This is a genomic window from Brevundimonas sp. FG128, assembly GCF_057809775.1.
Genome location: NZ_JBMDKP010000004.1, coordinates 162,361 through 177,270 on the forward strand (window position 1 = coordinate 162,361; position 14,910 = coordinate 177,270).

General features: G+C 68.0%; 18 protein-coding genes, 1 tRNA gene and 1 other RNA gene. 8 read left to right on the forward strand and 12 right to left on the reverse strand.

All coding sequences use genetic code 11. From position 1 onward, the window contains the following. Nucleotides 1-146: 146 nt before the first annotated feature. Entirely contained in the window at nucleotides 147-1,430 is a 1,284-nt protein-coding gene (locus tag ACODSC_RS12275; protein ID WP_488814236.1) for an arsenic transporter, read from the reverse strand. An 80-nt stretch (nucleotides 1,431-1,510) separates the two neighbouring features. Between ACODSC_RS12275 and ACODSC_RS12280 the strand changes: the two genes are divergently transcribed. Genes ACODSC_RS12280 through arsH form a run of 3 tightly spaced genes read left to right on the forward strand, consistent with a single transcriptional unit; the run spans nucleotide 1,511 to nucleotide 3,016 of the window. Then, entirely contained in the window at nucleotides 1,511-1,846 is a 336-nt protein-coding gene (locus ACODSC_RS12280; protein ID WP_488814237.1) for an ArsR/SmtB family transcription factor, read from the forward strand. A 7-nt stretch (nucleotides 1,847-1,853) separates the two neighbouring features. Further along, nucleotides 1,854-2,279: an arsenate reductase (glutaredoxin) gene (gene arsC, locus ACODSC_RS12285; RefSeq protein WP_488814238.1), complete on the forward strand. Its 426-nt coding sequence runs from the start codon at nucleotides 1,854-1,856 to the stop codon at nucleotides 2,277-2,279. Next, a complete protein-coding gene (arsH, locus tag ACODSC_RS12290) occupies nucleotides 2,276-3,016 on the forward strand; it encodes an arsenical resistance protein ArsH (RefSeq protein WP_488814239.1) in 741 nt (246 codons plus the stop codon). The genes arsC and arsH overlap by 4 nt, the downstream gene beginning before the upstream one ends. Nucleotides 3,017-3,030: 14 nt before the next feature. Here the strand turns inward: arsH and ACODSC_RS12295 are convergent. The 6 genes from ACODSC_RS12295 to ACODSC_RS12320 form a co-directional block, all read right to left on the reverse strand. After that, a tRNA-Gly gene (locus ACODSC_RS12295) sits at nucleotides 3,031-3,105 on the reverse strand. A gap of 80 nt (nucleotides 3,106-3,185) precedes the next feature. Further along, nucleotides 3,186-4,163: a TraB/GumN family protein gene (locus tag ACODSC_RS12300; RefSeq protein ID WP_488814240.1), complete on the reverse strand. Its 978-nt coding sequence runs from the start codon at nucleotides 4,161-4,163 to the stop codon at nucleotides 3,186-3,188. 29 nt (nucleotides 4,164-4,192) lie between these two features. Beyond that, a complete protein-coding gene (locus ACODSC_RS12305) occupies nucleotides 4,193-4,846 on the reverse strand; it encodes a hypothetical protein (protein ID WP_488814241.1) in 654 nt (217 codons plus the stop codon). After that, nucleotides 4,843-5,046, reverse strand: coding sequence for a helix-turn-helix transcriptional regulator (locus tag ACODSC_RS12310; protein ID WP_488814243.1), 204 nt, complete (start codon nucleotides 5,044-5,046; stop codon nucleotides 4,843-4,845). The genes ACODSC_RS12305 and ACODSC_RS12310 overlap by 4 nt, the downstream gene beginning before the upstream one ends. A 3-nt stretch (nucleotides 5,047-5,049) precedes the next feature. Beyond that, nucleotides 5,050-5,562, reverse strand: coding sequence for a hypothetical protein (locus ACODSC_RS12315; RefSeq protein ID WP_488814244.1), 513 nt, complete (start codon nucleotides 5,560-5,562; stop codon nucleotides 5,050-5,052). Nucleotides 5,563-5,589: 27 nt separating this feature from the next. After that, a complete protein-coding gene (locus tag ACODSC_RS12320; protein ID WP_488814245.1) occupies nucleotides 5,590-6,807 on the reverse strand; it encodes a DNA recombination protein RmuC in 1,218 nt (405 codons plus the stop codon). Nucleotides 6,808-6,918: 111 nt separating this feature from the next. Between ACODSC_RS12320 and ACODSC_RS12325 the strand changes: the two genes are divergently transcribed. Next, on the forward strand, nucleotides 6,919-7,275 hold the full coding sequence (locus ACODSC_RS12325) for a hypothetical protein (protein WP_488814247.1): 357 nt from the start codon (nucleotides 6,919-6,921) through the stop codon (nucleotides 7,273-7,275). A gap of 6 nt (nucleotides 7,276-7,281) precedes the next feature. Here the strand turns inward: ACODSC_RS12325 and recR are convergent, their stop codons facing one another. Continuing rightward, nucleotides 7,282-7,884, reverse strand: a complete 603-nt coding sequence (gene recR, locus ACODSC_RS12330) for a recombination mediator RecR (protein WP_488814248.1) — start codon at nucleotides 7,882-7,884, stop codon at nucleotides 7,282-7,284. Then, entirely contained in the window at nucleotides 7,884-8,213 is a 330-nt protein-coding gene (locus ACODSC_RS12335; RefSeq protein WP_488814249.1) for a YbaB/EbfC family nucleoid-associated protein, read from the reverse strand. Before ACODSC_RS12335 ends, recR begins: the two co-directional genes overlap by 1 nt. 157 nt (nucleotides 8,214-8,370) lie before the next feature. On the opposite strand from ACODSC_RS12335, the gene ACODSC_RS12340 reads away from it, so the two are divergent. Further along, a complete protein-coding gene (locus ACODSC_RS12340; protein WP_488814250.1) occupies nucleotides 8,371-8,985 on the forward strand; it encodes a malonic semialdehyde reductase in 615 nt (204 codons plus the stop codon). A 117-nt stretch (nucleotides 8,986-9,102) separates the two neighbouring features. Here ACODSC_RS12340 and ACODSC_RS12345 read toward each other — a convergent pair whose 3' ends face one another. Next, entirely contained in the window at nucleotides 9,103-9,834 is a 732-nt protein-coding gene (locus tag ACODSC_RS12345; RefSeq protein WP_488814251.1) for a c-type cytochrome, read from the reverse strand. Between the two features lie 142 nt (nucleotides 9,835-9,976). Between ACODSC_RS12345 and ACODSC_RS12350 the strand changes: the two genes are divergently transcribed. Beyond that, entirely contained in the window at nucleotides 9,977-10,699 is a 723-nt protein-coding gene (locus ACODSC_RS12350; protein WP_488814252.1) for a 3-deoxy-manno-octulosonate cytidylyltransferase, read from the forward strand. A gap of 393 nt (nucleotides 10,700-11,092) precedes the next feature. Here the strand turns inward: ACODSC_RS12350 and nudC are convergent, their stop codons facing one another. Next, on the reverse strand, nucleotides 11,093-12,013 hold the full coding sequence (gene nudC, locus ACODSC_RS12355) for an NAD(+) diphosphatase (protein WP_488814475.1): 921 nt from the start codon (nucleotides 12,011-12,013) through the stop codon (nucleotides 11,093-11,095). A gap of 49 nt (nucleotides 12,014-12,062) precedes the next feature. Here nudC and ffs point away from each other — a divergent pair. Beyond that, nucleotides 12,063-12,156, forward strand: an RNA gene (gene ffs / locus ACODSC_RS12360) — signal recognition particle sRNA small type. A 258-nt stretch (nucleotides 12,157-12,414) separates the two neighbouring features. Beyond that, on the forward strand, nucleotides 12,415-14,277 hold the full coding sequence (locus ACODSC_RS12365) for a DNA polymerase III subunit gamma/tau (RefSeq protein ID WP_488814253.1): 1,863 nt from the start codon (nucleotides 12,415-12,417) through the stop codon (nucleotides 14,275-14,277). A gap of 6 nt (nucleotides 14,278-14,283) precedes the next feature. On the opposite strand, the gene ACODSC_RS12370 is transcribed toward ACODSC_RS12365, so the two are convergent. Further along, on the reverse strand, nucleotides 14,284-14,838 hold the full coding sequence (locus ACODSC_RS12370) for an ActR/PrrA/RegA family redox response regulator transcription factor (RefSeq protein WP_488814254.1): 555 nt from the start codon (nucleotides 14,836-14,838) through the stop codon (nucleotides 14,284-14,286). Nucleotides 14,839-14,910: the final 72 nt, after the last annotated feature.

Sequence of the window (14,910 nt, forward strand, 5' to 3'; positions counted from 1 at the left end):
GACGCAGACCGTCAGGGAGCAAGCGATACAGCAGCCTGTATCATATTGATACAGTCATGATCTGTAGCGTGTTCCAAGGGCTGAACCGCAGGCAGGGTGGGCGTGCTTATGGCGACGCTGCCGAAACCGGGGCGTAGCCGACGTCCTCAGACCGTCAGTCTGATCGCCAACGCCGCCAGGGTCACGGCCAGCACGGGGATCGTCAGCACCACGCCAACCTTGAAATAATAGCCCCATCCGATGCGGACGCCCTTGCGGGCCAGGACGTGCAGCCACAGCAGGGTGGCCAGTGAGCCGATGGGGGTCATCTTGGGGCCCAGGTCGCTGCCGATGACGTTGGCGTAGATCATCGCCTCCCTGACCACGCCCGTCGCCGAGGAGGCCTCGATGGACAGGGCGCCGACCAGCACCGTGGGCAGGTTGTTGGCCAGGGAGGACAGGATGGCGGTCAGGAAGCCGGTTCCAAACGCCGCGTCCCACACCCCGCCTTGGGCGAACCGGTCAAGCAGTCCAGCGATATGATCGGCCAGCCCCGCGTTTCGCAGCCCATAGACCACCAGATACATGCCGATGGAGAAGATCACGATCTGCCAGGGCGCCTCGCGCAGCACCCTGGTCGTGCTGATCACCGAGCCTCGCCCCGCCACCACCAGCAGGACGACCGCCCCGACGGCGGCGACCGCCGAGACCGGCACGCCCATGGGCTCCAGGGCGAAGAAACCGACCAGCAGCAGGCCCAGCACGATCCAGCCTGCAACGAAGGTGGCCCGGTCCCGGATCGCGCTGGCCGGATGCGCCAGCCGCTCGACCTCATAGGCCGGGGGAATGTCGCGCCAGAAGAAGATCAGCAGCGCCGCCAGGGTCGCCGCGATGGCCGCCAGATCGACCGGGATCATGACTGACGCATAGTCGGCGAAACCGATGTCGAAGAAGTCGGCCGAAACGATGTTGACCAGGTTCGACACCACCAGCGGCAGGCTGGCCGTATCGGCGATGAACCCCGCCGCCATAACGAAGGCCAGGGTCGCCCTGGGGCCGTAACCCAGGGCCAGCAGCATGGCGATGACGATGGGCGTCAGGATCAGGGCCGCGCCGTCGTTGGCGAACAGGGTCGACACCGCCGCCCCCAACAGGACGAACAGCACGAACAGCCGCCGCCCCTGACCGCCGCCCCACCGCCCCACATGCAGCGCCGCCCATTCGAAGAAGCCCGCCTCGTCCAGAAGCAGGCTGGTGATGATGATGGCGACGAAGGTCGCCGTCGCGTTCCACACGATGTTCCAGACCACCGGAATGTCGCCCAGCGACACGACGCCCAGCAGCAGGGCCGCGCCTGCACCGCCCATCGCGCTCCAGCCGATCTGAAGCCCTCGAGGCTGCCAGATCACCAGGGTGATGGTGACGGCGAAGATCAGAAGGGCGAGGATCACGCAGGCGGCTCCGGCGCGGACCGGCGCCCGCATCCGGTCCTGTAGCTTGCGTCGATCCTTATTTCCAGTATCTTGGAATAATGGAATCCGAACCCGCCATCCTGGCGCTCGCCGCCCTGGCGCAGACAACGCGGCTCGACGCCTTTCGCCTGTTGGTGCGGCATGAACCCGAGGGTCTTCCCGCCGGCGAGATCGCCGACCGGCTGGCCATCCCGACCAATACGATGTCGGCGCATCTGGGCGTGCTGTCCCGCGCCGGGCTGATCACCTCCATTCGGCGTAGCCGTTCGATCATCTACCGCGCCGATCTGGATCGGCTGCGTGCGCTGGTGCTGTTCCTGCTCAAGGACTGCTGCGAAGGCCGCGCGGACCTGTGCCGACCCCTGCTGGCCGAACTGGCCCCCTGCTGCGATTGAGGCCCCCATGGACGTCGTCATCTACCACAACCCCGCCTGCGGGACGTCCCGCAACGCGCTTGAGCTGATCCGCCGCCTTGGCGTCGAGCCCCACGTCATCGAATATCTGAAGACCCCGCCCAGCCGGACCCTGGTCGCCCAGTTGGTCGAACGGATGGGCGTTTCGGTGCGCGACATCTTGCGCGAGAGGGGCACGCCCTATGCCGAGTTGGGCCTGGGCGATCCGGCCCTGTCGGACGACAAGCTGCTGGACGCCATCGAGGCGCATCCCATACTGATGAACCGTCCCATCGTGGTCTCGCCCAAGGGGGTGAGGCTGTGCCGCCCATCCGAGGCGGTGCTGGACCTGCTGCCCGACGCGGGGCTGAAGCCCTTCACCAAGGCGGACGGCGAGGTCGTCATCGACGCCGACGGTCGCCGCGTGCGCGGATGAGCCGCCTGCGTCCCCTGCCCGATCCCGACGCCCTGCTCGCGCTGGACCCCGCCTATCTTTCGACCACCCCGGCGCTGGGCCTCGGCCCCGGCGATCCGCCGCCCCGTATCCTCCTGCTCTACGGCTCGCTGCGTGAGCGGTCATTCTCGCGTCTGTGCGTCGAGGAGGCGGCCCGTCTGCTCCGGCGGATGGGGTGCGAGATCCGCATCTTCGATCCGTCGGACCTGCCGCTGACCGACCAGGTAGCGGGCGACGATCATCGCGCGGTGCATGAGCTGCGCGAGCACGCCCTGTGGTCCGAGGGCATGGTCTGGTGCAGCCCGGAACGGCATGGCCAGATCTCCGGGATCATGAAGCTGCAAATCGACCACCTGCCCCTGAACATGGGCGGCATGCGCCCGACCCAGGGCCGCACCCTGGCGGTCATGCAGGTCTCCGGCGGTTCGCAGAGCTTCAACGCCGTCAACACCCTGCGCCTGCTCGGCCGCTGGATGCGGATGATCACCATCCCGAACCAGTCCAGCGTCGCAAAGGCCTTCACCGAGTTCGACGACGCCGGACGCATGAAGCCATCCGCCTACTATGACCGCATCGTCGATGTGATGGAGGAGTTGGTCCGGTTCACCATTCTGACCCGGCCGCATGCACAGCAGCTGGTGGACCGGTATTCCGAACGCAAGGCGGCCGGAACCCCGATCGACCCAGCCGCCGACCTCTCGGCCATCGCGGGCCGCTGAGAAACACAGGGATCTGGAGCGGGTGAGGGGAATCGAACCCCTGACATTCAGCTTGGGAAGCTGACGTTCTACCTCTGAACTACACCCGCGCCGGGCTGCAGGGCGTCGTCTGGCGACGCCCTGCTCAGGGTTCCTTAGCCGCAGGGGCGGCTGGGCTCAAGGCGGAGCGTTATTCGGCGGCTTGGACGGTTACGCCGCGCGACTTCAGGATGGCCTGGACGCTGTCGTCGCCAGTCAGGTGGCCGGCGCCCACGGCGATGAAGGTCGTGCCGGAGCCCGCCAGCAGGGTCTGGATCTGGTCGGCCCAGTTGGTGTTCCGGTCCACCAGCAGCGCCTTGTAAAGCGCAGGCGAGGCGTCCTTGATCTCCTCGACCATGATGCGGTCCAGGGTGTCCACGTCGCCGACGGCCCAGGCCTCGACCATGGTGTCCAGCATCGTCACGGCGTTTTCGTAATCCTTCAGCGTCTCGCGCAGGAAGGCCATCTGCACATCATCGGGCAGGCCGGCCAGGATGCCGATCTGCTTGTCCAGGGTCTCGAAGCCGTGGATCGGCTTCCCGGCCGCCTCGGCCCGCGCCTTCAGCACCAGCTCCACGCCGGACTGCGGATCGTAACCGGCCTTGGTCAGGGGCGCGACCGACAGGGTCAGGGCCGCCAGCCAGGGCTTCATCGGCTCCATCTGGGCGGCGGAGGCGCCCATGGTGCGGGCCGCCGCATCCAGTTCGGCCATCTCCTCGGCCGTCAGGCGGCTGGACAGGGGCGTCTGCGGCGACAGGCCGTATTGCTGGATCAGGGGCACGATGGCCGCCTGGTCATCGGGATTGCTGATCTCGAACCAGATGTCCGAGGCGCTGTCGAAGGCGGCCTCGACGCGAGGGCTGGCCCAGCCGGTCGTGGGGCGCAGCACATGGACCGAGCCGAACAGATAAAGCGTCGAATCCGCATCCTTGACGACCCACAGGGCGGGGCCTTCGCCCTGGATCGCAGGCGCAGCGGAGGCTGGCGCAGTCTGGGCCGGGGCGGCCTGCGCCAGGGCGTCGCCCGGGACGCCGGCGATGGCGACGAACAGGGCCAGGCCGCCGGCGACGCCGACCGCGCCGCGCGCAAGGGTGGAGGCCGAGGTCTTGAGAATTCTGGAGAAGGTCATTGTGCGATCCCTTTTGAAAACGGGTGAGGTCAGGCCAGCCCGCGACGCGCGGAGGCGATGGCGGAAACGAAGAGGTAGAGGGTCATCAGCACGGCGTAGACGTCCCAGGCGGTCAGCGTGAAGACCAGCCCCAGCCGCTCGGCCGCCGCCCAAAGGAACAACAGGCCCTGCCCCAGGAAGAAGGTCGCGAATGCGGCCTCCATCGTGGCGCGCCGCATCAATTCGTCGACGCTGCGCCAGACCTTGAGGTTCAGCGCCGTGTGGGCGACGAACAGCATGATGATCAGGCCCAGCGCCACGCCGCCGGGCAGTCCGACGAGGACGAAGATCAGCGGCAGAAGCAGGATCACGCCCGAAAAACCCAGGACCGACGCCTGCAGGCGCGCCTGACCGACCTCTTCGGCCGAGGCGGCTTCGTCCAGACGGTACATCCGGCCAAGACGGCGAGGATCCAGGCTGGCGATGAGCACCGCGCCGGCGCCCATCATCAGGGCCACCCCGGTCAGGGCCGCCAGGGCGTCGGACCAGCGCAGGTCCACCCCGTCCAGCCTGTCCGGTCCGATCAGGCCCGGCAGGACCATTCGGCCGAACAGATAGCCGGCGACGCCCATGGCCAGGCCGACGCCGAAGGCGACCAGCAGGCGGCGCGGCAGGGTGGGACGGCGTTGGGATGCAGCGGTCATCCTTGGTTCTCCTCGTCGGAAAAGATGGATTCGATGGGCTGGCCGAAGACGCGGGCGATCTTGAAGGCCAGCGGCAGGGAGGGGTCGTAGCGGCCGGTCTCCAGCGCGTTCACGGTCTGGCGCGACACGCCCAGGTGTTCGGCCAGTTGCGCCTGGCTCCAGTTGCGCTCGGCGCGCAGGACCTTGAGACGATTGTTCATGGCTCAGCCCCGCATCCGCGCCAGCCACCACCAGGCCCAGGCCAGGGTGTATCCGGCCAGTTGGAACAGCAGGATGCTCATCATGCCGGTCACGATCAGGTCGCCAGCGTTGGTGTCGGCGGGCAGGAACCGTTCGATCTCGACGTCGCGTGTCGCCAAGGTCAGCACAGCCGCCATGCCCAGGACCATTCCGGTGCAGCCGCCCCAATACCAAGCCCATTTGTGCGCCTCACGCGCCGCCTCATCGAGGCGACGCCACCACCAGGCGCTGATCACAAGCGTCCCAGCCATCACCAGAAGCAGAAACACGCCCGATCCGACCAGTCCGCCGACACCCGGCACATCCGACAGAAAGCCAGCGCCAATACCGCCGACCAAGCCCAGCACAAGGACAAAGAGGGCAATGCCGATAAGGCCACGCGCGCCGAGCGGTTTGACTGTTTTCATCTGAAGGGCCTCGTCGGACTGCTCAATGTTCAGACAAGCGTCTTTTACATCAACGATCAGCGATGTCAAATACCCTTTCCACCCACGCGAGCGGACCTAGTCGGTCGGTTGAGAGGCGATCAACTCAGGCCGAGCGATGACGCGTGGCGTGGTTTCCACGGGCGCGAGGTCCGGCAAGGCCTTGCCTTCGTGGTCCACCTGCAGGTCTTCGAACCGGCGGGCCGAGACCATGACCTGGCTCTCCAGCGAGCCGACGAACTGATTGTACTTGCCGACCGCCTGGTCCAGCGCCCGCCCGACCGCCGAGGCGTGGCCGCCCATGACCGACAGCCGCTTGTAGAGTTCGCGCCCCAGGGCGGCGACCTTGTCGGCGTTGGCCGCCTGTTCTTCCGCCCGCCAGCCGTAGGCGACGGCCTTGCACAGCGCGAACAGGGTGGACGGTGTGGCGATGACGACGCGCGATTCCATCGCGTTCGACAACAGGTCCGGATCGTGGTCCAGCGCCACCGCCAGGAAGGAGTCGCCCGGCACGAACAGGACGACGAAATCAGGGCTGGGCCGGAACTGGTCCTGATAGGCCTTGGTCGACAGCTGACGCACATGAGTCTTCAGGCTGGCGGCGGTGCGCAGACCGACCGAACGGGCGCGCGCCTCCTCGTCCCCCTCCCCTTCGTCGAAGGCCAGGGGCACCTTGGCGTCGATCACGAACATGCCGCCGCCGGGCAGGCGCACGATGAAGTCGGGCCGGTTCTGGCGGCCCTCGTCGTCGGCGCTGGAGGTCTGTTCGGTGAAGTCGAACCGGCCGGCCATGCCGGCGGCCTCAAGCACATTGCGGCAGGTCTGTTCGCCCCAGCGGCCGCGCCGGCCGGTGTTGCCTCGCAGGGCCTCGGTCAGCTTGCGGGCTTCGTCCCGTGTCGCCGAGGAGGCTACCATCAGCGCCGCCAGTTGTTCGCGCAGGCCGCCCGTCTCTTCGGCGCGGGTCTTCTCCAGGGCCGCGACATGTTCCTGGAACTTGGTCAGGGTGTCGGCGACGGGCTTGAGCTGAGCCGCCATCCGCTCGCGCGCCAGCTGGTCCTGGGCGCGGAAGGTCTCGGTCGCGCGGCTGACCATCTGGTCCGCCACCACCTGGGCCGACTGGGCCGCCTGGGCCTTGAGCAGCTCGCCCATGGTGACCCGGCTTTCCTCGACCAGATCGATGCGCGCCTCGGCCGCCGCCAGCGCGCCTTGCGTCTTCTGCCAGCCCATGAAGGCCCACAGGAAACCGCCCGCGAAGGCGGCGGCGAGAAGGGCGAGGATGGGCGCGAGCATGTTCATGCTCCGTTCCTAGCGGGAGTCGCCGCCCATGAGAAGCACGCCAAGCCTCGCAGGAACGTCGTCGTTCCGGTGACGTTGGTTTGTCTGAAACCGTCCCGGAGAAGACACCCCATGATCCCGCAAGAGCCCGAACGCCACGACAAGGCCGCCGACGCCGTCCATGAAGGCCGTCCTGTGGACGCCGAACTGGTGCGCAGCGGACGCAACGGTCCGCGCATCCTGGTGCTGCTGGTGGTGTCCACGCTGGCGGCGGCCGTGCTGCTGCTGGGGATCTGGATGGTGTCGAACGGCGGCTTCAATGCTCAGAACGACGAAACAGGCCCGACCGCAGCGGACACGCAGGACTTCGTGGGCGACAGCCAGACCCCGCCTGCCGCAGACGCCCCGACGGACGCGACAGGCCGAGCTGAGCCGGTTCCGACCGGCGAGGCGCCGAACGTCAACGCGCCGACGACGCCGTCGAACTGATCGGCGTCAGGCGGGACGGCGGGCTCGCAAGGCCTGGACGATGGTGCCGTCGTCCAGCCAGTCCAGGTCCCCGCCGACCGGCACGCCCCGCGCCAGGGAGGTGACCTCGACCTCCGGCCCGCCTATCCGTTCGGCGACATAGTGGGCGGTGGTCTGGCCGTCGACGGTGGCGGGCAGCGCCAGTACGACCTCGCGCACCCCGCCGCCCCGCACGCGTCCGACCAGTTCCGTAATGCGCAGATGCTCGGGCCCGACCCCGTCCAGGGCGGACAGCAGCCCGCCCAGCACATGATATTTGCCCCGGAAGGCGCCGGACCGCTCCATCGCCCAAAGGGCGCCGGCCTCCTCAACGACGCAGATCAGGCCGTTGTCACGCGCGCCGTCCGAACAGATGGCGCAGGGGTCGCGGGTGTCGGGCGTGCCGCACACCGAACAGGACACGACCTTTTCCGCCGTCTCGGTCAGGGACGCCGCCAGCGGCACCAGCAGTTGCTCGCGCCGCTTCAGCAGGGCCAGCGCCGCGCGCCGGGCGGAGCGTGGACCCAGGCCCGGCAGTTTGGCGAGAAGGGAGATCAGCCGTTCGATCTCCGGCCCGGCGGAGGCGGCCATCAGAACAGTTTCGGCATTCCGGGAATGTTCATCCCGGCCATCGGCCCGGCGGCTTCGCGCATCAGGGCGTTGTTCTGTTCGTCCAGCTTGCGCTTGGCGTCGGCGTGGGCGGCGACGATCAGGTCGGCCAGAATCTCACCCTCGCCGGGCGTCAGCAGGCTGTCGTCGATCTTGATCGCCGTAATCTCGCCCGGCCCTTTCAGGGACACCGAGACAAGCCCGCCGCCCGAGGAGCCCTCTGCGGTGGTGTCGGCCATCTTCGCCTGGGCGTCCTGCAGCTTTTGCTGCATCGCCTGGGCCTGCTGCATCAGTTGGGTCAGGTCTTTCATGCCCCCTAGATAGGGCGAACACAGGCTTTGCGACAGAGGGGTTTTGAACTGGTCTCGAAATCGGAAACCTTGCGTCGCCAGATTTGCACTTGCAGCTGTTGCGGAAGCGCCTAATTAGCACCTGCACTCGTTGCTATTGTAATCAGGAAGGCATCCCATGGCCTATGACGCCATCACTCAACGCGACGCCCCGCTGTCGGACGCCGCCCTGTCGCAACTGTTCACCGAAGCGCGCACGCGCAACGCCTGGACCGACCGCCCCGTCGCGCCCGAACTGCTGCACAAGCTCTATGATCTGACCAAGTTCGGCCCCACAGCGGTCAACGCCAGTCCGGCGCGTTTCGTCTTCGTCACCTCGCCCGAGGCCAAGGCGCGCCTGATCCCGCTGATGAGCGAGGGCAATCGGGCCAAGACGTTGCAGGCGCCGGTGAACCTGATCATTGGCCAGGACATCGACTTCCACGAGCACCTGGACGCCCTGTTCCCGCATGCGCCGGGCGCCAAGGCCTGGTTCGCCGACGAGGCCGGGCGGCGCGAGAGCGCCTTCCGCAACGCCTCGCTGCAGGGCGGCTATCTGACCATCGCCGCGCGGGCGCTGGGCCTGGACGTCGGGCCGATGTCCGGGTTCGATGCGGCGGGCGTGAAGGCCGAGTTCTTCCCCGACAGCCGTGTCGAGCCGAACTACATCCTCAACCTTGGTTACGGCACGGACGAGAACCTGTTCCCCCGCTCGCCGCGCCTGTCGTTCGACGAGGCGGCGCAGATTCTCTGAGAACGGCTGCACCGCTCACAACGAAGGGGCGGCCTTCGCAGGCCGCCCCTTTTTCATTTCGAACCCTCGAACCCGTCATCCTCGCCGCAAGCCCTAGGATGACGACCGTAGAGCGGCTTAGTGATTCGGCGGAGCCATGCTGGTCGAGGCCGGCGGCGCCGCCGGCGTTTCCTCGACGACAGCAGGCGTGCCGTCGGCCGGCGTCTGGCCGGTGGCTTCCGTCGCCGCCGCGCCTTCGGTCACGGGCGCGTCTCCAGTGGCGGGGGCGCCTTCGGCCGGGGCTGCGCCGGGTTGGCGGGCCGGGTCCGGGGCCGGGATGGCGAAGCCGGTCGAGCCCTGGGTCCGCAGCCAGGCGATCAGATTGATGCGCGTCTGGGTGTCGCGGATGCCGGCGAAGGACATCTTGGTGCCGGGCACATAGCGGGCCGGCGCCGTGATGAAGGTGTTCAGCGCATCATAGCCCCAGGTCGGAACCTCGGCCTTGTGCTTGGTCATGGCGTCCGAATAGGCGAAGCCCGGACGGTGCTCCACCGGACCGCCGACGACGCCGTACAGGTTCGGACCGATCTTGTCGGCGCCGCCCTGGTGGCCGTCATGGCAGGCCTGGCAGCGCGCGAAGGCGGCCTCCCCGGCGGCCAGGTCGGCGGCCGGCAGGACCGTGCCCCAATCCGGCGGCAGCTCGACTTCTTCCGCTCCGGCGGCCTCATCGGGCGCATCGACGAAATAGCCCATCTTTTCGGGGGGCTCGGAGTGATAGATCAGGCCCGAGGCCTGTTGCACGACCAGGATGACGAACGCCGTCCCCAGAGCCGCGCCGAAAATCTTGTTCCACTTAAGATCGCCGCTCATGCGCCTGGTCGAATCCCTCTGTCGCGCCGGGCCCCTCGAAAACACGCCCCGGACATATTCTTGCGTTGGCGTCTCTGGCACGGTAGCGCCGCCTTCGCAACCGGCCCGGCGCGCGATGGGCGCGACAGCCACAGGGAAGTCGATGAATCCGCTGATAATGATACCCGCTCGCATGGCGGCGACCCGTCTGCCGAACAAGCCGCTGGCCCTGATCGGCGAGGTCCCGATGATCGTGCGGGCCTATCGACAGGCCGAGGCCTCGGGCCTGCCGGTCGTGGTCGCCGCCGGCGATCCCGAGATCGTCGAGGCGGTCGAGGCGGCCGGCGGACGCGCCGTCCTGACCGACCCGAACCTGCCCTCGGGCTCGGACCGCATCCGCGCCGCAGTGGACGCCATCGACCCAGAGGGTGATTTCGACGCGGTGATCAACGTCCAGGGGGACATGCCCTTCGCCAGCCCTGGGCTGGCCGTCGCCTGCGCCGCCGTGCTGCACGGCGAGCCGACTTGCGACATCGCCACCCTGGTCGCCGCAGAGGCCGACGCCTCGGACCGGACCAATCCCGACGTGGTCAAGGCGGTGCTGGCGTTGGGCGAGAACGAGCGTCAGGGCCGCGCCCTCTATTTCACCCGCTCGACCCTGTACGGCGATGGCCCCATCTGGCGCCACATCGGCGTCTATGGCTATCGCCGCGAGGCCCTGAACCGTTTCTGCGACGCCCCGCAGTCGCCGCTGGAGCGGCGCGAGAAGCTGGAACAGTTGCGCGCCCTGGAGATGGGCATGCAGATCTGGGCCGCCGTCATCGACGAAGCCCCCCTGTCGGTCGACAATCCGGGGGACCTGGAGGCGGCGCGGCGGTTGGCGTGATCGGCGGCGAAGTTGCACCCTCGGAAAATGGTGCAACAAAGTGCAACTTGGTCGGAAGTGTCCGATTTCGCTTGAGAAAACATTCCGCCGGAATTGCACGGGTGCAACTTCGCTTTGCGGACTGCGGTTGCGCGACGATGTCAAAGACCCGACGGCGATTATAAGCCCTGTCGGACCCTGTATGGTGGAATGGCGAGATAAAGCTGTAAGCCTTTGAAACGGCGCGAGTTCATCTTCCGAAATAGGATGGATGACACGTTCTCCCTCCCCTTCATGGAGAGGGACGGCGAAGCAAAGCGGAGCCGGGGTGGGGCCGTTAAGACCTCCAGCACGCCTTTTCTGACCCCACCCCGATCGCTGCGCGATCGCCCCTCCCCATGAAGGGGAGGGAGATTAGGCGTCCTCGACCCAGGCCTTGATCAAACTGTGGGCGATGGCGAAGGGCGGGGGGGCCTGGATGGTGGGGTGTTCGCCGGCCAGCACCGCGCCGGCTTCGGCCCGCGTCAGCCAGGCGACCGATTCCAGCTCGGTCTGGTCCGGCCGGGCCTGGTCGTCCGACACCTCGGCGATCAGGCCGATCATCAGTTGCGAAGGGAAAGGCCAGGGCTGGCTGGAGTGGTAGGCCGTGGCGATCACGGTCAGGCCGGCCTCTTCCTGGACCTCGCGGGCGCAGGCCTCCTCGATGGATTCGCCGGGCTCCAGGAAACCGGCCAGGGCCGACATCCGCCCCTCGGGCCAAGCCGCCTGGCGGCCGAGCAGACAGATCGGCTCAGCCCCGCCCTTGTAGACCGGCAGCATGATGGTGACCGGATCGACGCGCGGGAAATGCTCGGTCCCGCAGGCGGGGCAGCGGCGCTTCCATCCGCCCGACGTCGTCTCGCTCAGCGTGCCGCAGTTGGCGCAGAAGCCGTGCTTGCGCCGCCAGTCGAACAGGCTCTTGGCCCCGCCTGCCATGGCCGCGTCCGCGCCGGGCAAAAGGGCGGCAGCGCCACGCATCTCATGAAAGGCGCTCAGCCCCTTCACCGGTCCGTCGGTGGGGTCGATCGACCCCTCGAACTCGATGGCGAAGACCGGCGCCTGCTTCCACAGGCCCAGGAAGACATCCCGGTCCGGAACCATGTCGCGGGCGTGCTTCAGCGACAGCCAAGCCAGGCGCGGCCCCTGCGCCGTCTCCTCGATCAACGGCCGCCCCTCCCACAGGACCATGGCCGTCGCCTCGGGATTGGCCTCCTGTGCGGCCAGCCATTCGGGATCGTTGCGCAGGTCGCCGGCGCGATCGAGCGGATTGCCGGCGAAGATGTTCTGATGAGCCATGCGCATTCTGTAGCTCTTGATTCCGATGGCCGCACCCGTCATATCTCCGCTCGGAGATCGCGGGCGAAGGTTTCGCCAACTTGGTCAGGGCCGGAAGGCAGCAGCCACAACGAATTCCCCTTCGGGTCGCGGTCTCTACTTCTCTCTTTTTTTGGGCGCTACGCTCGCGACGCGGTCGCTCGCTGCTTGAGCGCGTTTGCGTGTGCCTTCTCCCCTCGGGGGAGAAGGTGGCTCGCGGAGCGAGACGGATGAGGGGGCTGCCGGATGCAGGCTCGCTTTCGCCGTCAGTGGGGCGGATAGAGCCCCCTCATCCGAGCCCTGCGGGCCCACCTTCTCCCCCGAGGGGAGAAGGGAGATGGAATCCCTTCGCGTAGCCCCGGACCCGCTGTAAGACTTCGCCCATGACGTACAGCGACACGAATCTCGACGGCCCGCCCTGGGAAGAGGACGACGTCGTCCAGCGCGACGAGAACACCGACGACATGTTCGGCGCGCCCGCAGCGGCGCCTGAGCCGGTCGTGGCCCCCATTGCTGCGCCCGTCGTCGCCAAGCCCGCCCCCGCCCATGCCGACGTCGAGGCCCATGTCGATGACGGCGCCGCCTATCAGGTACTGGCGCGCAAATACCGGCCGCGCACATTCGAGGATCTGATCGGGCAGGAGGCGATGGTGCGCACCCTGACCAACGCCTTCTCGACCGGCCGGATCGCCCACGCCTTCATGCTGACTGGGGTTCGCGGGGTCGGCAAGACGACCACCGCGCGTCTGCTGGCCCGCGCCCTGAACAACGAGACCGACGCCATCGACCGGCCGTCCCTGACCCTGACCGCCCACGGCCGGCACGACGCCGCCATCATGGCCGGCCAGCATATGGACGTGATGGAGATGGACGCGGCGTCGCACACCGGCGTCAACGACATCCGCGACATCCTGGAGAGCGTTCGCTACGCCCCCGTCGAGGCGCGCTACAAGGTCTATGTGCTGGACGAGGTCCACATGCTGTCGACGCAGGCGTTCAACGCCCTGCTGAAGACGCTGGAAGAGCCGCCGCCCCACGCCAAGTTCATCTTCGCCACCACCGAGATCCGCAAGGTGCCGGTGACGATCCTGAGCCGGTGCCAGCGGTTCGACCTGCGCCGGGTCGAGCCCGAGATCCTGGTCGAACACCTGGGCCGGATCGCCGACCGCGAAGGCATGAAAATCGAGACCGACGCCCTGGCCCTGATCTCGCGCGCGGCCGAGGGATCGGTGCGCGACGGGCTGTCGTTGCTGGATCAGGCCCTGGTCCAGGCCGAGCGCGGCGAGACGGTCAAGACCGAGACCGTGCGCGACATGCTGGGGCTGGCCGACCGCAGCCAGACCATCGCCCTGTTCGAGAGCGTCATGGCCGGCCGCACGCCCGAGGCGCTGGAGAGTTTCCGCACCCTGTACGGCTTCGGCGCCGATCCGGTGCAGGTGACCAACGACCTGCTGGAACATTGCCACGCGGCGTCGGTCGCCAAGATGCTGGGGCCGAACGCGACCCGCCTGCCCAATGATCAGGCCCAGAAGCTGGCTGCCCTGGGCGCCGCCATCCCGGCGGCGACCCTGTCGCGGACGTGGCAGATGCTGCTGAAGGCGCTGGACGAGGTGCGGCGCGCGCCCAATCCGGCCGATGCGGTCGAGATGGCCATTGTCCGCCTGGCCTACGCCGCCGACCTGCCCGGGCCGGAGGAGGCGCTGAAGCGGTTGCAGTCGGGCGAACCGCTGGGCGGCGGTTCGGCGCCTCGGGGTAGTGGGGGCGGCGGTGGAGGCGGCGGCGGCGCTTCGGCGCAGTTGGCCGCACGTCCCGTCCTGGCCCCCGCCCTGCCCGACCCGCAGAGCTTCGAACAGGTCGTGGCCCTGATCGGCGAAAAGCGCGAGGTCGGGCTTCAGATGGACGTGGAACGGTATGTGAAGCCGGTCTCGTTCAAGCCCGGCGCCATCGTCTATGAAAGCGTCCAGGGGGCGCCCGTGGAACTGGCGCGCAAGCTGGCCTCGCGGCTGAAGGACTGGACCGGCCGCACCTGGCTGATCGCCGCCAACGGCCAGGGCGGCGGCGAGACCCTGATCGAGCGTCAGAAGAAGGATCGCGCCGCCGAACGCGAGAAGGTCGAGGCCGACCCCTTCATCAAGGCCGTCATGCTGGCCTTCCCCGGCGCCAAGCTGGGCGAGATCAAGACCATCGCCCCTGCCGTCGTCACCCCGGAAATCCCCGATGTGGGCGAGGACGACGACGAGGATTGAAACGCCTCAGCGCGGCGCGCGCTTGGCGAGGATGCGTTGCAGGGTGCGGCGGTGCATGCCCAGGCGGCGGGCGGTTTCCGAGACATTGTGGTCGCACAATTCATAGACGCGCTGGATATGCTCCCAGCGGACCCGGTCGGCGCTCATGGGATTTTCAGGCGGCTCGGGCGAGTCGCCGGTGGCCAGCAGGGCCTTGACCACGTCGTCGGCGTCGGCGGGCTTGGACAGATAGTCGACGGCGCCGGCCTTGACCGCCGCGACCGCCGTGGCGATGGCGCCGTAGCCGGTCAGCATGACGATGCGGGCGTCCTCGCGCTTTTCGCGCACGGCCTCGACGACCTTGAGGCCGTTGCCGTCCTCCAGCCGCATGTCCAGCACGGCGAAGGCCGGGGCCTTGTCGCGCAGCAGCAGCGTCGCCTCGGCGACGGATTCGGCGGTCGTGACGTCGAAGCCGCGCGCCTCCAACGCGCGCCCCATCCGGGTGCGCAGGGCCTGGTCGTCATCCAGCAGCAGCAGGGACTTGTCGGGCAGGGCGGCGATGCGGGCTTCTAGTTCGGACATACGTTTCTCTCCTGCCGCTTCAAGTCGGGACCGGTAGCGTGTGGGTCAAGGCCAAGGTTCCGCCTGCGACGC

Coding starts and splice junctions, on each gene's coding strand:
- ACODSC_RS12350 (WP_488814252.1), top strand. CDS start 9,977: ATGAATCCGCTGATAATGATACCCGCTCGCATGGCGGCGACCCGTCTG.
- ACODSC_RS12365 (WP_488814253.1), top strand. CDS start 12,415: ATGACGTACAGCGACACGAATCTCGACGGCCCGCCCTGGGAAGAGGAC.
- ACODSC_RS12340 (WP_488814250.1), top strand. CDS start 8,371: ATGGCCTATGACGCCATCACTCAACGCGACGCCCCGCTGTCGGACGCC.
- ACODSC_RS12300 (WP_488814240.1), bottom strand. CDS start 4,163: ATGACCTTCTCCAGAATTCTCAAGACCTCGGCCTCCACCCTTGCGCGC.
- arsH (WP_488814239.1), top strand. CDS start 2,276: ATGAGCCGCCTGCGTCCCCTGCCCGATCCCGACGCCCTGCTCGCGCTG.
- ACODSC_RS12335 (WP_488814249.1), bottom strand. CDS start 8,213: ATGAAAGACCTGACCCAACTGATGCAGCAGGCCCAGGCGATGCAGCAA.
- ACODSC_RS12325 (WP_488814247.1), top strand. CDS start 6,919: ATGATCCCGCAAGAGCCCGAACGCCACGACAAGGCCGCCGACGCCGTC.
- arsC (WP_488814238.1), top strand. CDS start 1,854: ATGGACGTCGTCATCTACCACAACCCCGCCTGCGGGACGTCCCGCAAC.
- ACODSC_RS12305 (WP_488814241.1), bottom strand. CDS start 4,846: ATGACCGCTGCATCCCAACGCCGTCCCACCCTGCCGCGCCGCCTGCTG.
- nudC (WP_488814475.1), bottom strand. CDS start 12,013: ATGGCTCATCAGAACATCTTCGCCGGCAATCCGCTCGATCGCGCCGGC.
- ACODSC_RS12310 (WP_488814243.1), bottom strand. CDS start 5,046: ATGAACAATCGTCTCAAGGTCCTGCGCGCCGAGCGCAACTGGAGCCAG.
- ACODSC_RS12370 (WP_488814254.1), bottom strand. CDS start 14,838: ATGTCCGAACTAGAAGCCCGCATCGCCGCCCTGCCCGACAAGTCCCTG.
- ACODSC_RS12280 (WP_488814237.1), top strand. CDS start 1,511: ATGGAATCCGAACCCGCCATCCTGGCGCTCGCCGCCCTGGCGCAGACA.
- ACODSC_RS12345 (WP_488814251.1), bottom strand. CDS start 9,834: ATGAGCGGCGATCTTAAGTGGAACAAGATTTTCGGCGCGGCTCTGGGG.
- recR (WP_488814248.1), bottom strand. CDS start 7,884: ATGGCCGCCTCCGCCGGGCCGGAGATCGAACGGCTGATCTCCCTTCTC.
- ACODSC_RS12320 (WP_488814245.1), bottom strand. CDS start 6,807: ATGAACATGCTCGCGCCCATCCTCGCCCTTCTCGCCGCCGCCTTCGCG.